The organism is Paenibacillus sp. FSL R5-0527 (genome assembly GCF_038008055.1).
GTDB classification, from domain to species: domain Bacteria; phylum Bacillota; class Bacilli; order Paenibacillales; family Paenibacillaceae; genus Fontibacillus; species Fontibacillus macerans.
Window position 1 is genome coordinate 3,588,235 of the sequence record NZ_JBBOYI010000001.1, and the last position, 22,594, is coordinate 3,610,828.

A 22,594-nucleotide genomic window follows, 5' to 3' on the forward strand; every position below is an offset into this window, starting at 1 on the left:
AAACATGGGCAGAGTAATTCGCATGGGGATTGATGTAGGAGGGACGCATACCAAAGCCGTGGCCATTGACAACGAAACCCACGAGATTATCGGCAAATCGTCGGTCAAAACGACGCATGACGATGCCAGGGGCGTGGCCGCCGGGGTAGTAAAATGTTTTCAAAACTGCTTGCAGGAAAATAACATCCGACCGGAGGATGTCGTTTTTGTGGCGCACAGTACGACGCAAGCAACCAACGCGCTGATCGAAGGCGATATCGCCCAGGTCGGCATTGTCGGGATGGGCAAAGGCGGATTCGAAGGTTTTTTGGCCAAAAGACAGACGAAACTAGCGAACATCGATTTGGGAAACAACAAAGCGATTCAAATTTTCAACAGCTTTATCAATGTCAAAAAAATGACGCAGGAAACCGTGCTGCAGGTCATCGAAGAGCTGGAAAGGATGGGGGCGCAGGTGATTGTTCCGTCCATGGCCTTTGGCGTCGACAACGGCAGACCCGAGCAGCTCGTGTATGAAGAAGCGGAGAAAAAAGGCCTCCCCACCACGATGGCGTCGGATATTACGAAGTTGTACGGACTGACCCGCAGAACAAGAACGGCGGCGATCAACGCCAGTATTTTACCCAAAATGCTGGACACGGCAAATTCAACGGAGCGGTCCGTAAGGGAAGCCGGCGTCTACGTGCCTCTAATGATTATGCGCGGCGACGGCGGCGTGATGGAAATCGGAGAAATGAAGAAACGCCCGATTCTTACGATGCTTTCCGGTCCGGCCGCTTCGGTGATGGGCTCTTTGATGTATTTGCGCGCCTCCAACGGCGTGTATTTTGAGGTCGGCGGCACGACAACCAATATCGGGGTTATCAAAAACGGGCGGCCGGCGATCGATTACTCGATCGTCGGCGGTCACCCCACCTATGTCAATTCGCTGGATGTGCGGGTGCTTGGCGTGGCCGGGGGTTCGATGGTCCGCGCGGCCAAAACCGGAGTCATCGATGTCGGACCGAGATCCGCGCATATTGCCGGCCTCGATTATGCGGTGTTTACCGACCCGGCCAAAATCAAGGGGGCCAAGGTGGAATTTTTCTCGCCAAAACCGGGCGATCCGGCGGATTATGTGGCGATCCGGCTGGAGAACGGCGAACGGGTGACGATCACGAATTCCTGCGCGGCCAATGTGCTGGGACTGGTGAAGGAAGAGCATTTTTCCTACGGCAATGCGGAAGCGGCAAGAAAGGCGATGCAGGCGCTGGCTGATTATTGCGGGACGACGGTGGAAGATATCGCGGGGCAGATTATGGAGAAGGCGTACGCCAAAATCGAACCGGTTATTTTGGCGCTGGCGGACAAATACAAGCTGGAGAAGGATCAGATCTCTTTGGTGGGGGTCGGGGGCGGAGCGGCTTCGCTGATCGTGTATTTTGCGGAAAAGATGGGACTAAAGTACAGCATCCCCGAAAATGCCGAGGTCATTTCCTCGATCGGCGTCGCCCTGGCCATGGTCAGGGACGTGGTGGAGCGGATCATCCCGTCGCCTTCCAAGGAGGACATCAGCGCGATTAAAATGGAAGCGATGAATAAAGCCATCCAAAGCGGGGCAACGCCGGAAAGCGTGGAAATCCATATCGATATCGATCCGCAAACCTCCAAGGTCACCGCGATTGCCACCGGTTCCACGGAGGTCAAAACCAACGAGCTGCTAAAGGAATGCAGCGAAGCGGAACTGAAGGAAATCGCCGCAGGCGACATGCGGATTTCCGCTGAGCGGACAGAGTTGCTGGAGAAAACCAGATACTTTTATATTTTTGGCGAAAAGGTTGAAAAAGCGGGAGACGCCGGGGCCGTCCGTATCCTGGACAGCAAAGGCTTCATTAAAATTCAGCGCGGCCGGGCCATGGCGATCAAGACAACCGCCGGAGCATATCTCAAGGCCGTGGAACAACTGTGGGAAGCGATGGCCGTTTATAAAACGGAGCTCATTGCCAGACCGGACTTTTATCTGTGCATCGGCGCGCGCGTTATGGATTTTACCGCATCCGATTTCGCACAGTTGGAACTGTTGATGGATATTGAAGTGTCCACCTTTGAACCCGAGACCGAGATCATCGTGGTCGCCGCCAATATCAAGCAGAGTTGAAAACGGTGGAAAACGGAAGGGGAACGGAGGGAGCATGGGGGAGCCAAGCAAATTGGGAGATATGCTCTGGGCGCTGCTCAGGGTGAATGATGAAACGTGGGGACGGTATGCTTTTTCGAGGGATCTTTTAAACCAGCGTATACGGCCGCAGCAAAAAGCGGAGCTGATTGCGGGGGCGGTTTCTTGCGGCAAACAATATGCCAGGCGGATCAGCGGGGAGTATGGATGTGCGGATGTACGTTTGCTTGCCGAAAGGTTGAAGCTCCGGATCGAGTTCCAGGATGCTTCCGTGACGGGAAAACGGATTCTGTTTGCCTGCTATACCCCGCCTGACAAAGTAACAATAATGGTGGAACCCGTGCACAAGGCGGCGCGGCTGGTGTCCGGGGAAGCTCCGGGCTTGGTTGATCTATTTCGGCAAGATGATATAATGAATACTATCCTGGGGCATGAAATTTTTCATGTTGTGGAAGAGCGGTTTGAGCCGGAAATTTATACGCGGACCGAAAAAGTCGTATTGTGGAATTTGCTTGGGCTTAAACACCGCTCTACGATCCGCGCTTTGAGCGAAATCGGCGCCATGGCGTTTACCCGGGAGCTGAACGGACTAAATTACTCCCCGTTTATTCTGGATTTTCTTTTGTACTTCAGTTACGATTCTTCCGGCGCGGAAACCATATATCGTGACGTTTTAGGAGTGGGTTCGGGAAGGTGTAGGGAAACCGTTGAAGATAATAAATAACAGCAGTTCATTAAATGACGTAACTTACAATAAAATCAAAGAAGATATTATGAATATGACGTTGGAGCCGGGCATGGACGTTAGCGTTCAGAAGTTGTCCGAACGTTACGGCGTCAGCAGGACGCCGGTGCGGGAAGCCGTCGTGCGCCTGCAGCAGTCGGGACTTGTGGAAATCTATCCCCAGCGCAAAACGGTGGTTTCCAAAATCGATTTGCAGCGGGTACGCGAGGAATGGTTTATTCGCACATCGCTGGAATCCGCCGTGGTGGATGAATTTATCCGCAAGTGCAGTGAGCTGGTGGCGGACACGATGCAGGAATTGATCAACAAGCAGAAGAAATACACGGACAAAAAGTATTTTATCGAGTTTTACCATAAGGACAATCGTTTTCACCAGCTTATTTTTGAGACGGCCGGAGAATCGCTTGCCTGGAATACGATTGAAACGGTAGCTTCCCATTACAATCGCATTTGTCTGTTGTACGGCAAGATGGAGGGCGCTCTGCCATCCCATATCCGTCAGCATGAGAACATGGTCGCGGCCATTCGCCGCCGCGATGCGGAAGCCCTGCGCCAAGCCGTGAAGGAGCATTCGGGCAGCCTGTTGGAGCAGGTGAACAGCATGGCCAAGCAATACCCGCAGTTTTTCTGAATCCTAGAATGAAGAAGCTCCCCTAGAATCAAGGAACCGCCATTGTATGTGAATGGCGGTTTTTTTAACGTTATCAAATTTCCGGTCAGGCAGAGGCCGATGAGGCGGGTAGAGAAGCGAGGAGAACTCGAGGAGAAGCGAGGAGAAGAGAGGAGAGGAGGGAGCTGGAGGCTAAGGGGCTCCATAGAGCCGTTATTTTCGGAAAAACGGAGGTTTGCAAAATTTAACGGACCCATATGACCTTATTTCACTCGAATCGGTCCGGATGACCTGGTTTTCAGCTAGATTAGAGACATGTGGGGCCGTTAGGCCGGGAAATACCCGGGGAATGGGCGGATAAGGTCGCTGGAGTCCGTTAGGGCAGCTTCCACAGATTCGAAAGTGCCGAAGTTCTCGGTGCCCCTGCTCATGCAAGAAGGGGAAGGATTCTCGTAGTAGAACCGAAGAGGAAATCCCAACACTCCTGCGCAACCAGCGTATGGGTGTACACGACAAAGAGCCTCGCCAAAGGGAACGCTTTTCTAAGTTAGCTGAATCAACCGCAGGAGCAACTGATCAAATGCAAAAGTGCATTTGATTTCAGACAAAATTCCCTTTATGAGCGGATGAAATGCAAAAATGCATTTGAAAATCGTCGAATTGATCAAAAAGTATCTTTTGAGAGGAAATGAACTGCACATTTGCATTTGAGCTGCCCACATTGAGGAGTTTCGACAAAAGTCGCATGCACTTTTGCATTTCGCCGGATATCCTGCCCTGGGGCAAAGGCGCCAGCTCAAGGGAAACCCCCGGCCCATGAACGCGGCGAGCCCTCCGGTTCGTGCCGGCCTCGCCCGCCGCGCCAACCTTGCCGGTCTCGCCTACCGTGCCGGCCTCGTCTATCGTGCTGGCCAGCCCGCCGCGCCAGCCTCGCCCACCGTGCGGGCCGCGCTTACCTAGCCGGTCTCACCTACCTAGCCGGTCTCACCTACCGCGCCTACCCCGCTTCGCTTGCTTTACCGGCCAGCGCTGCTTTTTTCCCCGCCAACTGCTTCAGGTTGTCCAGGTTGACGAGCGCGATTCCGCCGATAATCGTAAGCCCGCCGATCACGGACACGAAAGAAAGCGGCTCATGGTAGAGCAGCACGCCCAGGGTAAGGGCGATCAACGGCGAGATATAAAGCCAGGTCGCCGGGAACACGGGATTCGTTTTGGCGACAAGCCAGTAGTATATCGTATGGCCCATCATGGAGCCGGCCACGATCAAGTACAGCAGCGGCAGCAGCGCATTTGGCGCCAGCATGGACCCGATGTTGATGTTTTCCGTAAACAGCGACAAAACCAGCAGCAGCGCCCCGCCATGCATCATCTGCGCCGCGTTCAAGGCGATCGGCGAAGTATCCTCAAACCGCCGGATGACGCGGCGGGAATAGACGGTCCCGGCCGCGTAAAAAGTCTCGCCGAACAAAACGGCGGCGCAGGCGAGCAGCCAGAGCGGGCTTAGCGCAACCGTCAGATCGGGCAGCAGCAGCAGGATCACTCCGGCGAACCCGGTAAGGCAGCCTGCCCAGGAGCTGCGGGCCAGCTTGCGTCCGGAGATGCGGGTCTCCAGCAGCAGAATCATCAGCGGCCCCGTCGCCGACAATACCGCGGCAATGCCTGAGCTCAAATACTGCTCCGCCCAATACAACGGGGCAAACACGCCGAAGGTGAGCCCGGCTCCGGTTAGAAACATCTCCTTGCGGAACAGCAGCGACAACTGCGCTTTCTTTTTCCACGCCATCCATACAAACAGGACGCAGCCCGCCAGAAAAAAGCGAATCCCCGCCGAGAAAAAAGGCGGCGCCCCGGCATCAACCCCCACTTTAATGGCCAAAAAGGTCGTCCCGAAAATGAGACACATCACGATGTAATTCAGTAAAACCATATTCATTCCTCCTGTCGTTGTCTCCATCATACAGGAGACTTTATAGAACAGATCGAATATAATAGAACAGATTGAAGTTGAAATGGAAGGAAGGGGGCGGGACTGGAGTGGAAAACGATAATTCCTCCGCGTTCTCCGCGTTCTCCGCAGTTCAAGCGGATAAGCTGTACGAACAGGTTTACGATTATGTGCAGGAAAGAATCCGGCGCGGGGAGTGGCGGGCCGACGAGAAGCTGCCTTCCGTGCGGAAGCTGGCGGCGGAGCTTCAGGTCCACCGGCTTACGGTGTTTAAAGCTTACCAACTGCTGAAAGCAAGCCAAGCCGTATATGTGAAGGATAAATCAGGCTACTATGTGTCGCCCGGCAGCAGTCTGCCCGCCGAAACGCGGGACGACCCGATCGTCTTGGCCAGCGTTCAGGGCGGCAGCCTTTCGGAAATCCATCAGGTCCAGGCCGACTATCAATATTCCAAAGCGCTGCTTGATCCCAACCTGCTGCCGAACCACTATTTCTCGGAATACGTGAAAAAGGTGTTCGATTTGTACCCCAAAGTTCTGGGCACCTATGGAAGCATACAGGGAGATATGGAGCTGCGGGAAGCTTTATGCGGTTATTTAGCCGATCAATATCACTTCCATCTGTCGGCCGATGAACTGCTGATAACCTCCGGTTCGCAGGAGGCCATCGATTTGCTGGCCAGAGTTTTGGTCAAACCGCGGGACGCCGTTTTAATGGAAAGGCCCACTTACAGCCCGGCGATCGATGTCTTCAGAGGGCGGGGGGCCAACATCGTTCCAATCGAAATAAGCGAATCCGGCTATCGGCTGGATGAGGTGGAAAGACTGATGCAGTCCTATAAGCCGCGCCTCTTTTATCTCAACCCTACCTTTCATAATCCTACGGGCTACACGATTCCGGCCGAGCAGCGCAAAAGACTGGTCGAGCTTGCCCAGCAATATCAATGCCTGCTGATCGAGGACGATCCCTACCGGGATATCTATTTCGGCAAAAAACCTCCGCTGCCGCTGTTCGCCTATGATACGGAGGGGTGGACGATCTATATCCGCAGCTTCAGCAAATACGTGGCCCCGGGGCTCAGCATCGCCGCTACGGCCTGCCGCCCGCCCGTGATGAAACATATCTTAAAAGCCAGATCTTTGTCCAACAGTGGAACGCCGCTCCTGAATCAGAAGATTTTTCTGCATTATTTCTTTTCGCAGCGGATGCAGCAGCATCTGGAAAAGCTGCGGATCGCGCTGGCGATCCGGCGGGACATCATGGAGGAGCAGCTTGCCGCGGCAGGCTGGGAGTGGTCCAGCCCGGAGGGGGGCTTTAATTTATGGGTCAAGCTGCCCGAGACGGTCTCGATCGATAGGCTGCTCGTCGAAAGCGTGAAGCAGTCCATCACCTTCGTGCCCGGCTCTATCTGCGACCCGTTAAGATCGTTCTCATCCTGGATCAGGCTCAGTTATTCTTATCTGAACGAGCAGCAATCGCGGGAAGGTCTGAAGCGGTTTGTCGGGTTGTGCCGGATGCTGGAGCGCTGGGAGTAGCGCTTCAGTGGGCCGCGCCCCTGTCGGCGCCAAAGGCTGCGGCCTTTTAATGCGAAGGTTTACGGCTGCTTGCCAATTTTTGATCTTATGTTAGCATATATAAATTGGAGATGCGCATATCTGCATTCGCAATAATGAAAACGCTGTCAAACTAAGTATAACTTTCAGCAAAAGGGGGACTGGGGATGCGCGAGCTGTGCAAAATCTTGATCGTTGATGATGAAATTTTGGTGCGGCAGGGGATTAAACACCATTTGAACTGGGAGCAATACGGCTTTCAAATCGTCGGCGAAGCCTCGAACGGCAAGGAAGCGCTGGAGATGATCGGACGGTTGTCGCCCCATATCGTCATTACGGACATCGTGATGCCGGTCATGGACGGCGAGGAATTTACCCGAGTCTTGAAGGCGCATTATCCTCAAATCGAAGTTGTCGTGCTCAGCAGTTACGGGGAATTCAATTATGTTCGCTCCACGTTTCAAAGCGGGGTTGCCGATTATATCCTGAAGCCCAAGCTGGAGACGGAGGAACTGCTGCAGGTGCTGCAAAATACGGCGAGGAAAATTCCGGGACTGCATTATAAAGAGCTGACGGGGGATGGCGGTTTGCCGCTGGATCAAATGCTTGAGCGGCTGTTGGCCGGCTTTCAGCCCGAGGATGGCGAACGTCTCCGGGAGTTTTTTCCGTACGACATGTTTATGCTGCTCGGGGCGGACCTCAGCCGGGTCGCCGGGGAGCCGAACAGCTATATCGCCGGGCTTGCCGCCGGCCTGGAGGCGCGTCTGAAGGAGGCGCCTTTTGCGGTACGGCCAAGGACGATCCCTGTGGACGGCAAGCGGCTGCTGATGCTGGTCAACCTGCCGCGGGAGCACGTTCGCCAGGCCGTTCACGCCGTCAAAGAGCTTGCCGCCGGCAAAGCGGAGGCCATGCCCGAAATGGTCTGGGCGGTAAGCTCCGGCTTTGCGGACCTGAACCGGCTTGAGGCGGTTTACCGCGAGGAATGGCTGCAGCTGCTCCACTTCCGGTTTTATTTTCCGGAGCGGGTCCTGATGTTGCAGGATGAACTGCCGCCCGCCCGGGAGCCGGAGGTTTTTGAGATGAAGCGGCTGCTGGCCGACCTAAGAAAGGAACGTTATGGCGAGGCGTTTGGCCGCTTGCGCGAATATGCCGCCGGGGCCGCGGGCAATTACCGGACTCCGCCGTTCGAGTTCAAAGCGTTTCTCGGCAACGCCATTTTCAACATGACCGTCGTCATCACCGAAACGAATGAGCGCCTGAAGGAACTGGACGATATGAAATACGCTTATTTTAAAGCGATCGACGAGGCGAAGGACGCAAGCGAAGCGGTTGGGCTGCTGAACGCGTTTCTGGAGGAGGCAGAAAAGCTGGCGGCCGCCAATTCCCAGCCGGCTGCCGCTGGCAATATGAAGCAACTTTTGCAATATATCGACGAGCATTACGGCGAGCCGCTCACCCTAAGCTCGCTCAGCCGGCATTTTCATTTTAATCCGTCGTACCTTTCCAGCTATTTTTCGGCCCATAATGCCGAAGGGTTCAGCGAATATCTGAACAAAATCCGCATCAGCAAGGCGGCCGAGCTGCTGCGCGCCAGCGAGCTGACGATTTCGGAGATCAGCGCGCGGGCCGGCTATTCGGACCACAGCTATTTTACCAAGGTGTTCAAGAAGCAGACGGGGATGTCGCCCAGCCAATACCGCAGACATACTGACGGCAAGAGGGACTGATTTTATGCAAAAAGCGCTTGAAAAACTGCGCCGCGTGCGGCTGTTTACCAAACTGTTCCTGGTTATGACGGTCAGCATCGTCGCCGTCTGCTTGCTGACGTCGCTCATTACGATCCGCATGTCGGAGCGGCTGTTTGCGGAAACGTTCAGCATCACCAACGGCAAGGTGCTGAAGCAAATCAACACCAGCCTCGATTCGTTTAACGATTCGATCGTAAATGCCGTTACTTTTGCCGCCCAGAGCGGTACGGTAAAAACCTATTTGACCGGCGGGGAGCTGGATTCGGTTTCAATGTCCAAGGTGTTCTACCGCATGTCGGAGCAAATGGACCGGCTTGCTTCCAATCTGGGCGCCTTTGATGTGGCCGTGACGATCACGGGCATCAACGGGCGCAGCTATTCGACCGACCGGTCCTACTGGCCGGTGACGGGGGAGGAGCTGGCGGCGGATCCGCTGACCGCAAGGACGGCGGCCAATCCCGGACGCATTCTGTACCAATACGATACCCGGCAAGGCGAAGGCGGGCCGGAGCATTTTATCATCGCGAGCAAAGCGCTGGTGGACCGGACCAGCGGACTTCATTACGGTACCCTGTACATCGCGATCCGCGAGCGGGAATTTAAGCAGTTTTACGAGAATTTCACCAGCGTCGGCAACGATGTGCTGGTGCTCGATAGGAGCGGCATGATCGTGTCCGCCAACCGGCCGGAACTGATCGGGACCGCGGCCCCGGAGCTTCTGGACGATGCCGAAGCGATCGCCCAGAAGCGGCTTGATTACCGCAGCGGCACCGTGCTGGGCAAGGAACGGATTATTTTGTCCAATAACTTGCCCTCGTACAACTTTTACCTCGTCAACCTGATCGATCGCCAGCATACCGCAAGGCAGATCATCAATGTGAAGTCCGTGGCGTTTACCTGCATGGTCATCATCTTGTTTGCGATGCTGGCCGTATTCGTCATGTCGCGCAGGCTGACCGGTTCGCTGACGCGCCTTGTGCGCCAAATGTCCACGATCGCGAAAAAAGATTTCAGCAACTACATAACGGTAAGCGGAGGTTTTGAGGTTAGAGAGCTTGGCAAGGCGTTTAATTACATGCTGGATGAGCTGAACGATTACATCCGCCGGCTGCTGGAGACGCAAAAGGAGCGGCGGAACGCGGAGCTGGCCGCGCTGCAGCGGCAGATTAATCCGCATTTCCTGTACAACACGCTGGCGTCGATCAAAATGCTGGTGCAAAAAGGGAGCAAAAGCGCGGCCGCGGAAACGATCAACGCGCTGATTTCGCTGCTGCAAAACACGATCAGCAACGTCAGCGAAACGATCACGATCGGGCAGGAGCTGGAGAACATGAAAAATTACGTGTTCATCAATCATGTGCGGTACGGCGACCGGATCAAAGTGAATTATTTCGTCTCCCCGGACTGTCTGCTTTACGAGGTGCCGAAGCTGATCATCCAGCCGTTTATCGAAAACGCCTTTTTTCACGCCTTCAACGAAAAAAACGAAGGGACCATTTACATCCTCATCTCGAAAAACGACGGCTCGCTGGTCTGCGAGGTGGTCGATAACGGCGACGGCATGGAGCTGACCGATGGCGCGGATGCGCTGCCGAATCCGAAAAGCAGCCGCCAGCTGTTTACCGGCATCGGTATCCAAAACGTCGACAACCGGATCAAGCTGCTGTATGGGGAGCCTTACGGGGTGCATATTTCCAGCGCTAAAGGGGAGGGGACGAAAATCCGCATCGTTCTGCCGCTGCTGGCCGATGCTGACGAAAGCAATGAAGCAGCCAAATAAATTACCAAAATCCAAAAATATGACCAGACCCGTGAATGCGCTTTCCCGCAATGGACAATAAAATCACCAATCCGCACAAAGATATTTCTAACCGCCCCCATTGCCGCGATGCTATCATAAAAACGGAATTAGGAAGCGCTTTCCAAACAAACAAGCAGGGGGATGAACTAAGATGAAGAAAAGCTTGATTCTGATGCTTGCCGGTATGCTGCTGATGTTGACCTTATCCGCTTGCGCGGCGGGTCCGGGCGGAGCGGGAGGGTCCGGCGGTCCGGAAGGGACGGCGGACTCGGGAGCGGGGAATGGCGGCGGCGGTTCCGGCGGCAGCCAGGAAATCACCGTCTGGGCCTGGGACCCCAACTTCAACATCGCCGCGCTTAGAATCGCCAAAGAGAGATATGAAGCGAAACATCCGGACGTGAAAGTAAACATCGTGGAATATGCGCAGGCCGATATCGTGCAAAAACTTAACACCGGACTGAATTCGGGTACGACAAAAGGGCTGCCAAACATCGTGCTGATCGAGGACTATCGGGCGCAAAACTTCCTGCAGGCTTACCCCGACGCGTTCCGCGATATGTCGGGCGCGATCAAAGCGGAGGATTTCGCGGAATACAAAATCGGGCCGACCAGCTATAACGGCAAGCAATACGGGGTGCCGTTCGATTCCGGCGCAACCGGGCTGTACGTCCGGACGGACTATCTGGAGCAGGCCGGTTATACGGTGGATGATTTGACGAACATCGACTGGAACCAGTACATCGAAATCGGCAAAAAGGTCAAGGAAGCGACCGGCAAAGACATGCTGACCCAGGACCCGAACGATCTCGGTATCATCCGGGTGATGGCGCAGTCGGCCGGCACCTGGTATTTGAAAGAGGACGGCAAAACGCCAAACCTTGCGGACAATCCGGTCATCAAGGAAGCGCTGGAAACGTACAAAGCGATGTTTGACGCCAATATCGTCAAAATGAACGCGGACTGGAGCCAGTTTTTGGCGGCCTTCAACAACGGCGACGTTGCTTCGGTGCCGACGGGCAACTGGATTACGCCTTCGGTTAAGGCGGAGGCGTCGCAAGCGGGCAAATGGGCGGTCGTGCCTACGCCGCGGCTGGCCGGAAGCGCGGGTGCGGTAGGCGCGTCAAGCCTTGGCGGCAGCTCCTGGTACGTCATGAACATGGACGGTCAGGACACCGCGGCGAATTTCCTGGCCGAGACGTTTGGCTCCGATGCGGAGATGTATTCGGAAATGCTGGAAAAAGTCGGGGTCATCGGTTCGCTGAAAGCTGCCTCCAGCGGCGACGCTTACGATAAAGCCGACGAGTATTTCGGCGGGCAGAAGATTTACGCCGACTTCGCCAAATGGACGGAAGAGGTGCCGAAGGTCAATTACGGTCTGCACACCTATGCGATCGAGGATATTCTGGTTATTGAAATCCAAAATTACCTGAACGGCAAAGACGTGGACAACGTCATTCGCGACGCCCAGGCCCAGGCCGAAGCGCAATTGCAGTAACCTCCCGCGGTCATAACGGTAAAACCTTGGGCTGTTCCCGGTTCAAGGTTTTATTGTTATCCGCCCGGCTTTATGGATTGTATCAGAGATAAAGGAGATGAAACCCGATGATGAGAGCATCCGACCCCGCTTCCGCCTCCGCCTCCGCCATGCGCCTGAAAGCTTCCGCCGTCGGCTGGCTGTTTGTGATCCTGGCTGTGTTGATGATCGCGGTTTTTTATTTTTACCCGATGATTCAGGCCCTGATCCTGTCGTTTCAGACCGGCACCGGCTCAAACTTAAGCTTCAACGGGCTTGGCAACTACAAGCGCCTGTTTACTGACTCAATGTTCATCACCGCGGTCAAAAACACGTTCATTTACCTGATCGTGCAGGTGCCGCTTATGGTGCTGCTGGCTTTATTTATTTCCGTACTGCTGAACGACCGCCATTTGAAGTGGAAGGGCTTTTTCCGGACGGCGATTTTCCTGCCCTGCATCACCTCGCTGGTGGCGTATTCGGTTATTTTCAAATATTTGTTTGCGGACGGCGGACTGGTTAATTCGCTGCTGATGGGCCTGCATGTCGCGGGCGAACCGATTCATTGGATCACCGATCCGTTTTGGGCGAAGGTGACGATCATTATCGCCATTACGTGGCGCTGGACCGGGTATAATATGATTTTTTACTTGTCCGGCATGCAAAATATCGATCCATCGATCTATGAGGCGGCAAAAATCGACGGGGCCTCGGCGGTTAAGCAGTTTTTCCGCATTACGGTCCCGATGCTGAAGCCGATCATTTTGTTCACCTCGATCACTTCGACGATCGGCACGCTGCAGCTGTTCGATGAAGTGATGAACATTACGAAGGGCGGACCGGGCAATGCCACGACCTCGATCTCGCAGTTCATTTACAATCTGTCGTTCAAATATTCGGCGGATTTCGGGTACGCGGCTACCGTTTCGTATTCGATTGTGATCATGATCATCGTGCTGTCGATCCTTCAATTTAAAGTGGCAGGTGACCGCAATGCTTAAAGTCAAAAGAATGTCGATGTACCTGTTTCTAGCCGTGGCGGCGTTTGTGTCTATCTTTCCATTTTTGTGGATCATCGTCAGTTCGACGAATCCGTCCGTCGATGTTACCCGGGGGCGGCTGCTGCCGGGAACTTATTTCCTGACCAATCTGGGTAATTTGCTGGATTCCGCCGATATCCTCGGCGCTATGAAAAATTCCTTGATCGTCTCCGTATCGACGACGCTGCTGGCGCTGCTCATCGCCTCGCTGGCCGGCTACGGCTTCGAAATCTACCGCAGCAAGGCGAAGGATATCGTGTTTAACGTTTTGCTGCTGTCGATGATGATCCCGTTTGCGGCAATGATGGTGCCGTTGTACCGGATGTTCGGGAAAATCACCAACCTGATCCCGCTGATCGGCATCGATACGCTGGCCGCGGTGGTGCTGCCGACGATGACGACGGCGTTTCTGATTTTCTTTTTCCGCCAGAGCACGAAAATGTTCCCGAAAGAGCTGCTGGAAGCCGGACGGATCGACGGTTTGTCCGAACTGGGGCTGTTCTTCCGCGTGTATGTGCCGACGATGAAAACGACGTACGCGGCGGCGGCGATCATCACGTTTATGAGCAGCTGGAACAACTACATGTGGCCGCTGATCGTGCTGCAAACGCCGCAGAAGCAGACGGTGCCGCTGCTGATTTCGACGCTGGGCTCCAGCTACGCGCCGGATTACGGACTCATCATGCTGGCCATCGTCATATCGACGGTGCCGACGGCGCTCGTATTTTTCGTGATGCAAAAGCATTTCGTGGCCGGGATGATCGGCTCGGTGAAGTGATAGTGCGCTCTGGGCGGCGGCCGGGCCGGCCGCTGAATTTTTCACTAACCCGCCGGCCTTCAAATATAGCGGCACTTTATGTACTTATTATCCGGAACCCTGGCTAGTTCACTCCATTAACGGCCGTTTATGTACTTATTATCCGATGAATGGCGGAGATATCGGCCATTTCCTAGTAATCATGGAAAATAACGACATAAAAGGTCTCTATTTCTCTCAAATGGGCGGGGATCGCCGAAATAAAGACACTTTATGTCCTTATTTTTTCGCTGGAGTTGCCCAGGCGGCCTGGTTTTGCAGGTCTGTCTCCCTTTTAAACATTGGCCGCATCCTACAAAGAGGAATGCGGCTCTTTCGCACGGTTCTTGGACGATCGCCAGCAACCCGTCAAACATCCATTTTACTATTGATTTCCAAAGGTAATTATGATAATTTTGTTTCAAGGTTAACAATATTTTCAGAAAATCTGTATGGTATCCCAATATCATGAAAAAGGTGGAGAGGAAATGGGGATTAAACACGATGTTCTTTTGCCGAAGCATAAAGAGTTCATTCAGCGTCAGCATCTTTTCTTTGTCGGTTCGGCGCCGTTGTCGGAAGAAGGGCATGTAAATCTATCGCCCAAGGGCTATAGCTCCTTTCGCATTCTGTCGGACAATCAGGTGGCCTACCTGGATATGTCCGGCTCGGGCAACGAGACGAGCGCGCATATATTGGAGAACGGCAGAGTGACCCTGATGTTCTGCGCGTTCGAGGGGCCGCCCTCCATTGTGCGGCTTTATGGAACGGGGACGGTCGCGCTGCCCGGGTCAAACCGGTGGGAGGAGCTGTATCCGCTGTTTGATCCGCTTCCGGGAGCAAGACAAATGATTATCGTCGACGTTCATATGGTGCAGGACTCGTGCGGCTTTGGGGTTCCGTTTATGAAGTATGAGGGCGACCGGAAGAAGCTCAAGGAAGTATCGCTGAAGTTCAGAAAAGAACAGCTTGATAAGTACTGGCATGAAAAGAACGCGGCAAGTATCGACGGATTGCCGACGGCTTTTGGTTTGCCTGATTTGCAAGAAAACGAACGCCTGCTAAAATAGAATAATAAAGATAATTCCTGATGAACCTCAGTATTATCCTTATTTAAATTGTTATCGAGTAAACAAAACCGGAAATTCAACAGGAAGAAAGGGGGGGAGAAGGTGAACTCGTCCGAGAAGTTAAAGCAACTGGTTTACGGGCAGTTTCTCCATTTTTCGCATATGATGGAGCAGTCGTTCGATAGGGAGTTGGACGAATTCGCCGATCAGGCGCGGGAAATGGGGCTTGACTCGTTTCCGAACAATTTGACGACCGTTCATGTGCTCGACTGCATCGGCAACCACGAGCCGATCAACAACACTACCATTGCCGACAAGCTGAATTTATCGAAAGCGAGCATTACTAAAATCAGTGCCAAGCTGCTTGAGGAAGGGTATGTGAAGCGCGGCCAGTTGAACGACAATAAGAAGGAAGTGTACTTCAGTCTGACGCCAAAAGGCAGGCGGATTTTCGAAGCGCATGAAGCGATGCACAAGATGATGGAACGCAGGTTTTTGGACACCTTTGACTCGTTTGCCGAAGCCGAACTGCTGGCGGTGCTGAAGTTCTTCCAAACGATGGCCGACTTTCTCAACGAGAGGCAATCGGCCGGGGTTAAGTAACGGTAAAAAAGTTGTTTTCCTGCCTTGACTCCCCCAAATATTCGTGATATTATAAATTTCGTTGCTGCAAAACAATGCATCAACGAAATACGCGGTCGTGGCGGAATTGGCAGACGCGCACGGTTCAGGTCCGTGTGGGCTAACCCCCCGTGGAGGTTCGAGTCCTCTCGACCGCATTAACTCAACAATGAATAAGCCCTTGAATTTCCTTTCGTGGAGATTCAAGGGCTTTTTGCATATTCGGAATTTGCAAGGTATGGATTATCACTTGGGCTGAAGCAAGCTGCGAGCTGTATTCAAGATAAACATAAATGTTGGCGGGCGTAGAGTAATGTGTAGGCAGATTAAATTCTGGTGCGAGTGTTATAGATAATAGATTCCTAATATCTAAAGATCCTATGATAGGGCTCTAGGTAGAGTACATAATAACGCAAAGGAATCCGCTTGGATTTACTTTCAAGTCGGAAAAAGGAGCTGGACTTATGTCCAAAATTTGAACAGACTGCCGAACGCAAAGGCGAACATAATCTTAACCATGATGTAAGCTGTGATTAAGGTAAATCGATAGTTCCCAAGCCGCCGATAAGGTACATTAATAGAGAAAGAACCAATGATCGGGTATCTCTTGAAAGGGATGAAAAGCATGATCATTTTGCAAGTTTTCAGAAAATTATCAATTTTTTGTCTTTCTGGGGAGGGAATATAAATGAATTTTCCTCAGTTCGCGTTTAATAATGTCAGACGCAACGGCCGTGCTTACACGGGATATTTATTAAGCAGCGCATTTATGGTGATGATTTTTTTTACATATGCCGTTTTCATCTATCATCCTGAAATTCAGCGTGCGCCGATGGGCAAAATGACGTTAATCTGCATGCAGGTTGCCGCGTACGTGGTGTTTGTTTTTGCGATCTTTTTTGTGCTTTACTCGATCAGCGCTTTTTTGAAGTCCCGCAATAAAGAGTTTGGGATTTTAATGATGCTGGGCGCACAGCCGGGACAAATTAATAGCCTGATTTTTCTGGAAAATATGATCATCGGCACAGTTTCCATAGTCACCGGAATCGCCGGCGGGCTGCTGTTGGCCAAGCTGTTTTTACTGGTCAGTACAAAAATGATCGATATGAACGAGCTGGACTTTTATTGGCCATTAAAGGCAATTGCACTGACGGCGAGCTGCTTTGTTGCTTTATTTGTGGCGATATCGCTTTTTACGCTGCTGTTTATTCGCAAAAATCGGGTGCTGGAGCTTTTGAAGGGCAGCAGCAGGCCGAAGCGGGAGCCGAAAGTTTCAATTTGGCTTTCCATATTGGGCGCGATTTTACTGACTATTAGTTTTGTGGCCCTCGACAAGGACACTCTATCTCCGAAAGTTCTGATGATCGCCGCTTTTTCCGGTATTTCCGGCACCTATCTCTTTTACTCCCAGCTGTCAGTTCTCCTCATTCGTTTGCTCAAACGAAATCGAAGGCGTGTATGGCGCGGCACTAATTTGTTGTGGATTTCCGAGATCAGTTATAAGCTGAAGGACAATGCCAAAATGCTGTTTCTGGTGACGGTTGTTACTTCGATCGCTTGCATAAGCGCAGGCTTCGTACTGGCCGTTGATCAAGACAACAAGCAGCAGTTTTTGAACAATAAATTTGCTTTCAGGTATGACGTATATCAGCCAGAGCATATCAATGCGGAGCTGGCCACTATTGAGCAGTCCATGCAGGAAGCGGGCATCGCTTTTGAGCGGTATCGGATAGATTCGATTGGCGCTATGCTGCAGAATTATGCCCACGACCCAACAACTGGCAGCGATGTAGAGTTTGTTCGGGCAAGCCAGTTTAATGAACTGGCGGCTTTGCTGGAGGTAGAGCCGTTGGAGAATCTGCCTTGGCAAACGGCTGTGGCGGTTTATCCGGACGTTAAACGTTTGCCCAGGCAGCCCTTAAAGTTTGAGGGAACCGAGTCCAGCATTACGATTGTGCAGGAAATCAGCATACCCCAGTTGGGAGGCGTTAGTAATGCAGGGGTTATGCTCATTGTTGAAGATGCCTTTTTTACCCAATTAACAGCTGATTTATCTAGCAGACCAGAGTATCTCTATCATGTACCATCCTGGACACAGCTTCCCTCGCTGCAAGATGAGCAATCCAAGATCGGCAGAGAGCTGTACGCATGGAATCAGCAGCAAATGAACGGCTGCGTCGCAGACTGTCTGAATAATATTTTGACGGTTCGTTCCGACAAATACCGGAGCACGAAAGATACGACCTCCGTGTTCAGCTTTATCGGAATTTTTATCGCCCTGATCTTCTCGATTTCGACGGCAAGCTTTTTGTACTTCAAGCTTTATACGGAGCTATCTGCCGACAGCCGAACGTACCATGCCCTGTCCAAGATCGGATTGAGCAGCGGAGAAATGAGCGCGGCGGCTACGAAGCAAATTGCTTTTATCTTTTTTATTCCGATTCCGATATCCGCGATACAAACGCTTGTGGTTTTGAAGTCTGTACTGGGATATATGAGGATCTCACATGTCTATGTCTATACGGCTACTTTTACAGTGGCACTGGCTTTTCTGGCCGCCCAGACCGTCTACTTTATCATGGCGAGATCGCGTTATGTGAAAGCTTTACAGAAAATGATGGTATGAACAGCCGCCAGGACTTATGGGAAAGATGAATCAGTTTTTCAAAAAGGGGGATTCCGTTTGCGCAAGTTCAAGTTAACATCGATGCTGCTTATAGGTTTACTAATGATTGGGTTGGCAGGTTGTACAAGCTCGCCGGCGGCAAACACTGTTAAGTTGAAGGTGATGACTTACGACAAAGAAAACAGATACTTTAATCATCAATACGGTGATATGTTCCATGCCGAGAACGGTTCGATTAAGATTCAGCTTGTTAGACCCAAAAGTGTGGAACTTGAGAAGACCGCTTCGAACTATGTGCAGGCTCTTGAGCAGTCTATCGAACAAGAACAACTCGATGTTCTTTACTTAAGTATTGATGATTATAACCGATTATCAGCAGCAGGGTTCTTGTTGGATCTTGAACCGCTGGCGGTGCGGGATCACTACAATATCGACACGATTTATCCTTCCATCACCAGCTTTCTCAGGGAGCAAGGCGGCGGGAAGTTGTATGGTTTTGCACCTACATTCCAGCGAAAAGCCATTTTTTACAATATTGACCTGTTTGAGAAATATGGAATTGAGCCGCCACGCGACGGGATGACTTGGCAAGAGCTGATCGACTTAGCAGCACGATTTCCTACCGATGGAGATGAGCAGTCTAGGATATACGGGGGATTCACTAGTTTTGGGTTAAACAAAGAAAACCCTCTGGATGAACTAGGTACGTGGATCGGTTTATCTATGGGATTAAAGGCAGTTAACCTTGATACAATGCAAGTTACAATGGATACAGAAGGCTGGAAGCAAGCGTACGAACTAGCTCAAGCGGCATTATCAACGAATGCCCTTCACAAGGGAGGATTTAACGCGGATGAAGATTTCGATGGACAGCAACTTTTTGCTAAGGGGCGGCAAGCGATGTTGATCACTGATGAACCTAGCTGGGCCTATAGTGTACTTGACTATATAAAAAGTGATAAATCAGGGGTTAAGCCATTTAGGGTGGGTATGGTGGTTGGTCCAGCAGACCCGTCCAACCGAGAAATAACCAGAGATCTGAATATGAATAATGACTATGTATATGCGATTCGTGCCAATTCCTCCAATGTAGATGCCGCATGGGAATTGTTGAAGTTTATGCAGGGTGATAAGGTTGCCAGCAAATTGGCGAGAAGACCTGATCATGGTATACCTTCACGCATGGGTCAAACAAGCGATTATTATGGAATTAACTTGGATGGATTCTATCACTTAACCTCTTTGCCGCTAAGTAATTATTATGATGATCCTAATAGTAGTATTATTACGGATGAATTCAAAGAAAGATATGAGGAGATTTCGTATCGTGAATTGACCCAAGTAGAGAAGTCTCAAAAATCCCTTGATGACGCACTACAGACGATTCAACGAGATGCGCAAGCTGCCCTTGATGAAGCAGTCCTTGTCAGGACAGTTAATGGAGAAAATGGGAGTTCAGAGCCGGACAAGGGCATGGCAACGGAAGACATGACCATCCATTGGGATGATTTCAAGACAGTGCCTTTTAAATGACTATGCTGCATGTTGAGCAGAGATAGGAGACGGTAATGAACAGATCATGGTTGCAAGTAGTTACGATGTTTGTTGTTAGTTGCCTGTTAGTAGTAGGTTGCACAAGTGAATCTAAGGGTCTGATTGAAAAAAAAGTCAATCAACAGACGACTATGCTTAAGGTCATCTATCATCAGGATTCGGAATTATTCTACAAGCAATATGGAGATTCGTTCACGACGCTTAATGATCATATCCAATTTGAAGTCATCAGTGATGCGGACATTTACAAGGATATGGGGGACAAGACGAAGGAAGAGGTGTATGCAGAGTTTATCCGTGAAGAACAGCCGGATATTTTGATTCTGGATGCTCATCAGTTTAAAAAGCAAATTAACGATGGAGTACTGACTGAACTTGATTCGCTTAGTGCTAGAGATAACTATCATCTGGATGGGTTCGTTCCTGGTTTAGTTGATCAACTTAGAGAAATAGGCGGTGGTGAATTGTATGGGCTTACTCCGTCATTCTCAAGCAAGGCGATATTTTATAACAAAGACCTGTTCAAGAAAAATGGCATAGAGTTACCATCTGATGGAATGAGTTGGTACGACATCATTGAGCTTGCCCGCCGTTTTCCTACTGAAGGGGATAAACAGACACGAGTTTACGGATATAGCGGTGGAGATGTGTATGAAGCCCCTATGGATCTAGTTACACTGATTGATAAGATGAGCCGGGCTGAAGGATTGTCGATCGTGAACACAGATAAGATGCAGGTGACCATAGATACAGATGCGTGGAAGAAAGTGATTCAGACTGCTATTGAGGCAGACCAATCGGGAGCTATTTTTAATTCTATGGATGAATTATTCACCCGTGGAACGAAAGAGGAGTTTTATGACAGCCAACCATTTCTCATGGGGCGTTCTGCTATGCATATTGGATCGGTAACGTCGCTAGCACTTATGGATCATTTCAAGAATGATGTGAACGATGATGTCCCCTTTGAACTTGGGATTGCCGCTGGGCCCGTCGATCCTCTTGATCCTACATCCACTTATGTAACTCCAGGTGATATATTCGCCATTAATACAGCATCAGTCCATCAAGATGCCGCATGGGAATTTATTAAGTATGTGTGCGGTGAAGAGTATGCTCGTGCCAGCTCCGAATCTAATGAATTGTTGTTAGGTCAGCAACTATTATTAAGTCGATCAGGTTTTATGAAGGACTATGAAGGAATCAGTTTAGAGCCGTTCTATCCGTTAAAATCAAAATTTCCAAGGCGTAGTGACGATTGGTACAAGCTGCCTGATCCATTCTTCAACGATTTTGCGGCGGTCTTAAGCCGAGAACTAGAGCTTGTGAAAAAAGGGCAAAAATCCCTTGATGATGCGGTAGCAACCGTAAAGTCCGAAGCGCAAACGCTGCTTGATCAATCTGTAAAGAAATGATAGCCCAATAAACTTGAGTTGAATACTGTGTAAGATGGAGGGAAGTAGCAGAGCCGAATGAGGAGAGAGTGCCGAAGTACTGATTGAAATCGATTGTATGGGAGATCCGGATCGAGGCTTGAGCTGTATGTTGTACAGCTCTTTTTTTTATGGACAAATACGGCAGAAATGCAGCACCGTGTCCCTTGATCGCAGCCAGCTTAACGGCCTCAATGGAGTCAAGGCTGTAGAGAATGTAATCACCGCTTATATCGTTAATTTTTATTCAAATTTGACGCAACCATCAGTTCATAAAACTGCTTTGGAGTAACACCATATTCATTCTTAAAAGCTCTAAAAAAATTTGAATAATCGCCAAAGCCTGACTGTTTGTAAACACTATTTATTGGATAGTCTTTAAGAATTAACTCTTTTGCTTTAATTAATTTCTTCTGCACCATATACCTGTGAATAGTGGTGCCTGTATGCTTTTTAAATTCCCTGGATAGATGGAATTTACTGAGATAAAACTGTTTGGAAAGTTCATCAATGGAGATGTCTTCTTCTAAATGATCATTAATATACTCAATTATCCCATCGATGAGAATACTCTTTTTTACAGAAATATCTAGGTTTGATGTATCGTTCAAAACAAGATTGCTTAAGTTTACGACAAGCTCCGCAATATAGGCCTTATATAGCAAATCTTTGCCTAACCCTTGGTGGTTCTCAAGGCTTAACAGCTTATTGAGCTGTGTCTTCACATTTTGCTGAAATTCAATGTCCGCTCTTATTACATTTCTTTTTTTAACGCTTTCAAAGCATAAAGTAAGATCCGTTTCTTGGGACGATAATTCTTGGAGAAAGGATTTGTTTATCCAAAGTACAATCCGTTCATAGGGGATTTTCATACTATTAATAACTGCTTGGTGGAGCTCCTTTGTATTAATCAATATAATGTCACCCGGTTTTATATCGTAGGATTTGCCTTCGATCAAATAAGTAATGTCTCCGGAAATAAATAAATAAATCTCATAAAAATCATGATGATGTAAATATAACAAAGGAATATCGGAGTTTAAAAAGTGAAAAACCTCATAATCACTGGAAATCATATATTTGCGGGTAAAAAACTTATGCAAATTTCTTTTCATTCGTGATCCCCTTTTCAGCACAATGACTTGTATAAATTGTAACTAAGATTACTGAAGAGTTCTACTGAAAAACGTTGTAACAGGTGAATAGAATAATAATTACATGTGAAGATGAGCTGTATGATATTTTACTACAGCAATTTTTACAAGTTTTGAAGCAATTAAAACATATTCTTTTATCGTCATTTATCTATAATTAAAAACATGTTTGTGAAATTAATTGCAATTGTGGAACAGGAATTAACCCAAAAGCCTGCTATGGCGCGGAA

At 50.3% G+C, this 22,594-nt stretch carries 16 protein-coding genes and 1 tRNA gene; 15 read left to right on the forward strand and 2 right to left on the reverse strand.

Going from position 1 to position 22,594, the window contains the following annotated elements:
- Positions 1-4: 4 nt before the first annotated feature.
- Genes NYE69_RS15740 through NYE69_RS15750 form a run of 3 tightly spaced genes read left to right on the forward strand, consistent with a single transcriptional unit; the run spans position 5 to position 3,531 of the window.
- Positions 5-2,137 carry a hydantoinase/oxoprolinase family protein gene (locus NYE69_RS15740; RefSeq protein ID WP_340926965.1) on the forward strand — a complete coding sequence of 711 codons (2,133 nt, stop codon included), beginning with the start codon at positions 5-7 and terminating at the stop codon, positions 2,135-2,137.
- A 34-nt stretch (positions 2,138-2,171) separates the two neighbouring features.
- Complete coding sequence (locus NYE69_RS15745) at positions 2,172-2,879, forward strand: hypothetical protein (RefSeq protein WP_340926967.1); 708 nt, start codon at positions 2,172-2,174, stop codon at positions 2,877-2,879.
- The gene (locus NYE69_RS15750; protein WP_036623916.1) at positions 2,863-3,531 is read left to right on the forward strand and encodes a GntR family transcriptional regulator; all 669 of its coding nucleotides are present in this window, start codon (positions 2,863-2,865) and stop codon (positions 3,529-3,531) included. Before NYE69_RS15745 ends, NYE69_RS15750 begins: the two co-directional genes overlap by 17 nt.
- Before the next feature lie 976 nt (positions 3,532-4,507).
- On the opposite strand, the gene NYE69_RS15755 is transcribed toward NYE69_RS15750, so the two are convergent.
- A complete protein-coding gene (locus NYE69_RS15755; protein WP_036623914.1) occupies positions 4,508-5,437 on the reverse strand; it encodes a DMT family transporter in 930 nt (309 codons plus the stop codon).
- Positions 5,438-5,544: 107 nt separating this feature from the next.
- On the opposite strand from NYE69_RS15755, the gene NYE69_RS15760 reads away from it, so the two are divergent.
- The 12 genes from NYE69_RS15760 to NYE69_RS15815 all read left to right on the forward strand — a co-directional run bounded on the left by NYE69_RS15760 (position 5,545) and on the right by NYE69_RS15815 (position 21,192).
- Complete coding sequence (locus tag NYE69_RS15760) at positions 5,545-6,990, forward strand: aminotransferase-like domain-containing protein (protein WP_240751597.1); 1,446 nt, start codon at positions 5,545-5,547, stop codon at positions 6,988-6,990.
- Between the two features lie 185 nt (positions 6,991-7,175).
- Positions 7,176-8,735, forward strand: a complete 1,560-nt coding sequence (locus NYE69_RS15765; RefSeq protein ID WP_036623913.1) for a response regulator transcription factor — start codon at positions 7,176-7,178, stop codon at positions 8,733-8,735.
- Between the two features lie 4 nt (positions 8,736-8,739).
- Entirely contained in the window at positions 8,740-10,536 is a 1,797-nt protein-coding gene (locus NYE69_RS15770; RefSeq protein WP_340926973.1) for a cache domain-containing sensor histidine kinase, read from the forward strand.
- Positions 10,537-10,708: 172 nt separating this feature from the next.
- On the forward strand, positions 10,709-12,052 hold the full coding sequence (locus NYE69_RS15775) for an ABC transporter substrate-binding protein (protein ID WP_124332859.1): 1,344 nt from the start codon (positions 10,709-10,711) through the stop codon (positions 12,050-12,052).
- A gap of 110 nt (positions 12,053-12,162) precedes the next feature.
- Entirely contained in the window at positions 12,163-13,071 is a 909-nt protein-coding gene (locus NYE69_RS15780) for a carbohydrate ABC transporter permease (RefSeq protein WP_051985884.1), read from the forward strand.
- Positions 13,064-13,888: a carbohydrate ABC transporter permease gene (locus tag NYE69_RS15785; protein WP_036623910.1), complete on the forward strand. Its 825-nt coding sequence runs from the start codon at positions 13,064-13,066 to the stop codon at positions 13,886-13,888. The genes NYE69_RS15780 and NYE69_RS15785 overlap by 8 nt, the downstream gene beginning before the upstream one ends.
- A gap of 506 nt (positions 13,889-14,394) precedes the next feature.
- Entirely contained in the window at positions 14,395-14,976 is a 582-nt protein-coding gene (locus NYE69_RS15790) for a pyridoxamine 5'-phosphate oxidase family protein (RefSeq protein ID WP_036623909.1), read from the forward strand.
- A 102-nt stretch (positions 14,977-15,078) separates the two neighbouring features.
- Positions 15,079-15,579, forward strand: a complete 501-nt coding sequence (locus NYE69_RS15795) for a MarR family transcriptional regulator (RefSeq protein ID WP_036623908.1) — start codon at positions 15,079-15,081, stop codon at positions 15,577-15,579.
- Between the two features lie 91 nt (positions 15,580-15,670).
- Positions 15,671-15,755 (forward strand) — tRNA-Leu (locus NYE69_RS15800).
- 530 nt (positions 15,756-16,285) lie between these two features.
- Positions 16,286-18,223 (forward strand): FtsX-like permease family protein, encoded by a 1,938-nt coding sequence (locus tag NYE69_RS15805; protein ID WP_340926974.1) that lies wholly within the window; start codon positions 16,286-16,288, stop codon positions 18,221-18,223.
- 57 nt (positions 18,224-18,280) lie between these two features.
- Complete coding sequence (locus NYE69_RS15810; protein ID WP_051985524.1) at positions 18,281-19,756, forward strand: ABC transporter substrate-binding protein; 1,476 nt, start codon at positions 18,281-18,283, stop codon at positions 19,754-19,756.
- Between the two features lie 35 nt (positions 19,757-19,791).
- Positions 19,792-21,192 carry an ABC transporter substrate-binding protein gene (locus tag NYE69_RS15815; RefSeq protein ID WP_340926975.1) on the forward strand — a complete coding sequence of 467 codons (1,401 nt, stop codon included), beginning with the start codon at positions 19,792-19,794 and terminating at the stop codon, positions 21,190-21,192.
- A gap of 254 nt (positions 21,193-21,446) precedes the next feature.
- Here NYE69_RS15815 and NYE69_RS15820 read toward each other — a convergent pair whose 3' ends face one another.
- Positions 21,447-22,325 carry an AraC family transcriptional regulator gene (locus tag NYE69_RS15820; RefSeq protein WP_340926977.1) on the reverse strand — a complete coding sequence of 293 codons (879 nt, stop codon included), beginning with the start codon at positions 22,323-22,325 and terminating at the stop codon, positions 21,447-21,449.
- Positions 22,326-22,594: the final 269 nt, after the last annotated feature.

Bases quoted from the DNA above. Each gene is read 5' to 3' on its own strand.
- NYE69_RS15740 (WP_340926965.1), top strand. From the start codon at position 5: ATGGGCAGAGTAATTCGCATGGGGATTGATGTAGGAGGGACGCATACC.
- NYE69_RS15745 (WP_340926967.1), top strand. From the start codon at position 2,172: ATGGGGGAGCCAAGCAAATTGGGAGATATGCTCTGGGCGCTGCTCAGG.
- NYE69_RS15755 (WP_036623914.1), bottom strand. From the start codon at position 5,437: ATGGTTTTACTGAATTACATCGTGATGTGTCTCATTTTCGGGACGACC.
- NYE69_RS15765 (WP_036623913.1), top strand. From the start codon at position 7,176: ATGCGCGAGCTGTGCAAAATCTTGATCGTTGATGATGAAATTTTGGTG.
- NYE69_RS15770 (WP_340926973.1), top strand. From the start codon at position 8,740: ATGCAAAAAGCGCTTGAAAAACTGCGCCGCGTGCGGCTGTTTACCAAA.
- NYE69_RS15775 (WP_124332859.1), top strand. From the start codon at position 10,709: ATGAAGAAAAGCTTGATTCTGATGCTTGCCGGTATGCTGCTGATGTTG.
- NYE69_RS15780 (WP_051985884.1), top strand. From the start codon at position 12,163: ATGAGAGCATCCGACCCCGCTTCCGCCTCCGCCTCCGCCATGCGCCTG.
- NYE69_RS15785 (WP_036623910.1), top strand. From the start codon at position 13,064: ATGCTTAAAGTCAAAAGAATGTCGATGTACCTGTTTCTAGCCGTGGCG.
- NYE69_RS15790 (WP_036623909.1), top strand. From the start codon at position 14,395: ATGGGGATTAAACACGATGTTCTTTTGCCGAAGCATAAAGAGTTCATT.
- NYE69_RS15805 (WP_340926974.1), top strand. From the start codon at position 16,286: ATGAATTTTCCTCAGTTCGCGTTTAATAATGTCAGACGCAACGGCCGT.
- NYE69_RS15815 (WP_340926975.1), top strand. From the start codon at position 19,792: ATGAACAGATCATGGTTGCAAGTAGTTACGATGTTTGTTGTTAGTTGC.
- NYE69_RS15820 (WP_340926977.1), bottom strand. From the start codon at position 22,325: ATGAAAAGAAATTTGCATAAGTTTTTTACCCGCAAATATATGATTTCC.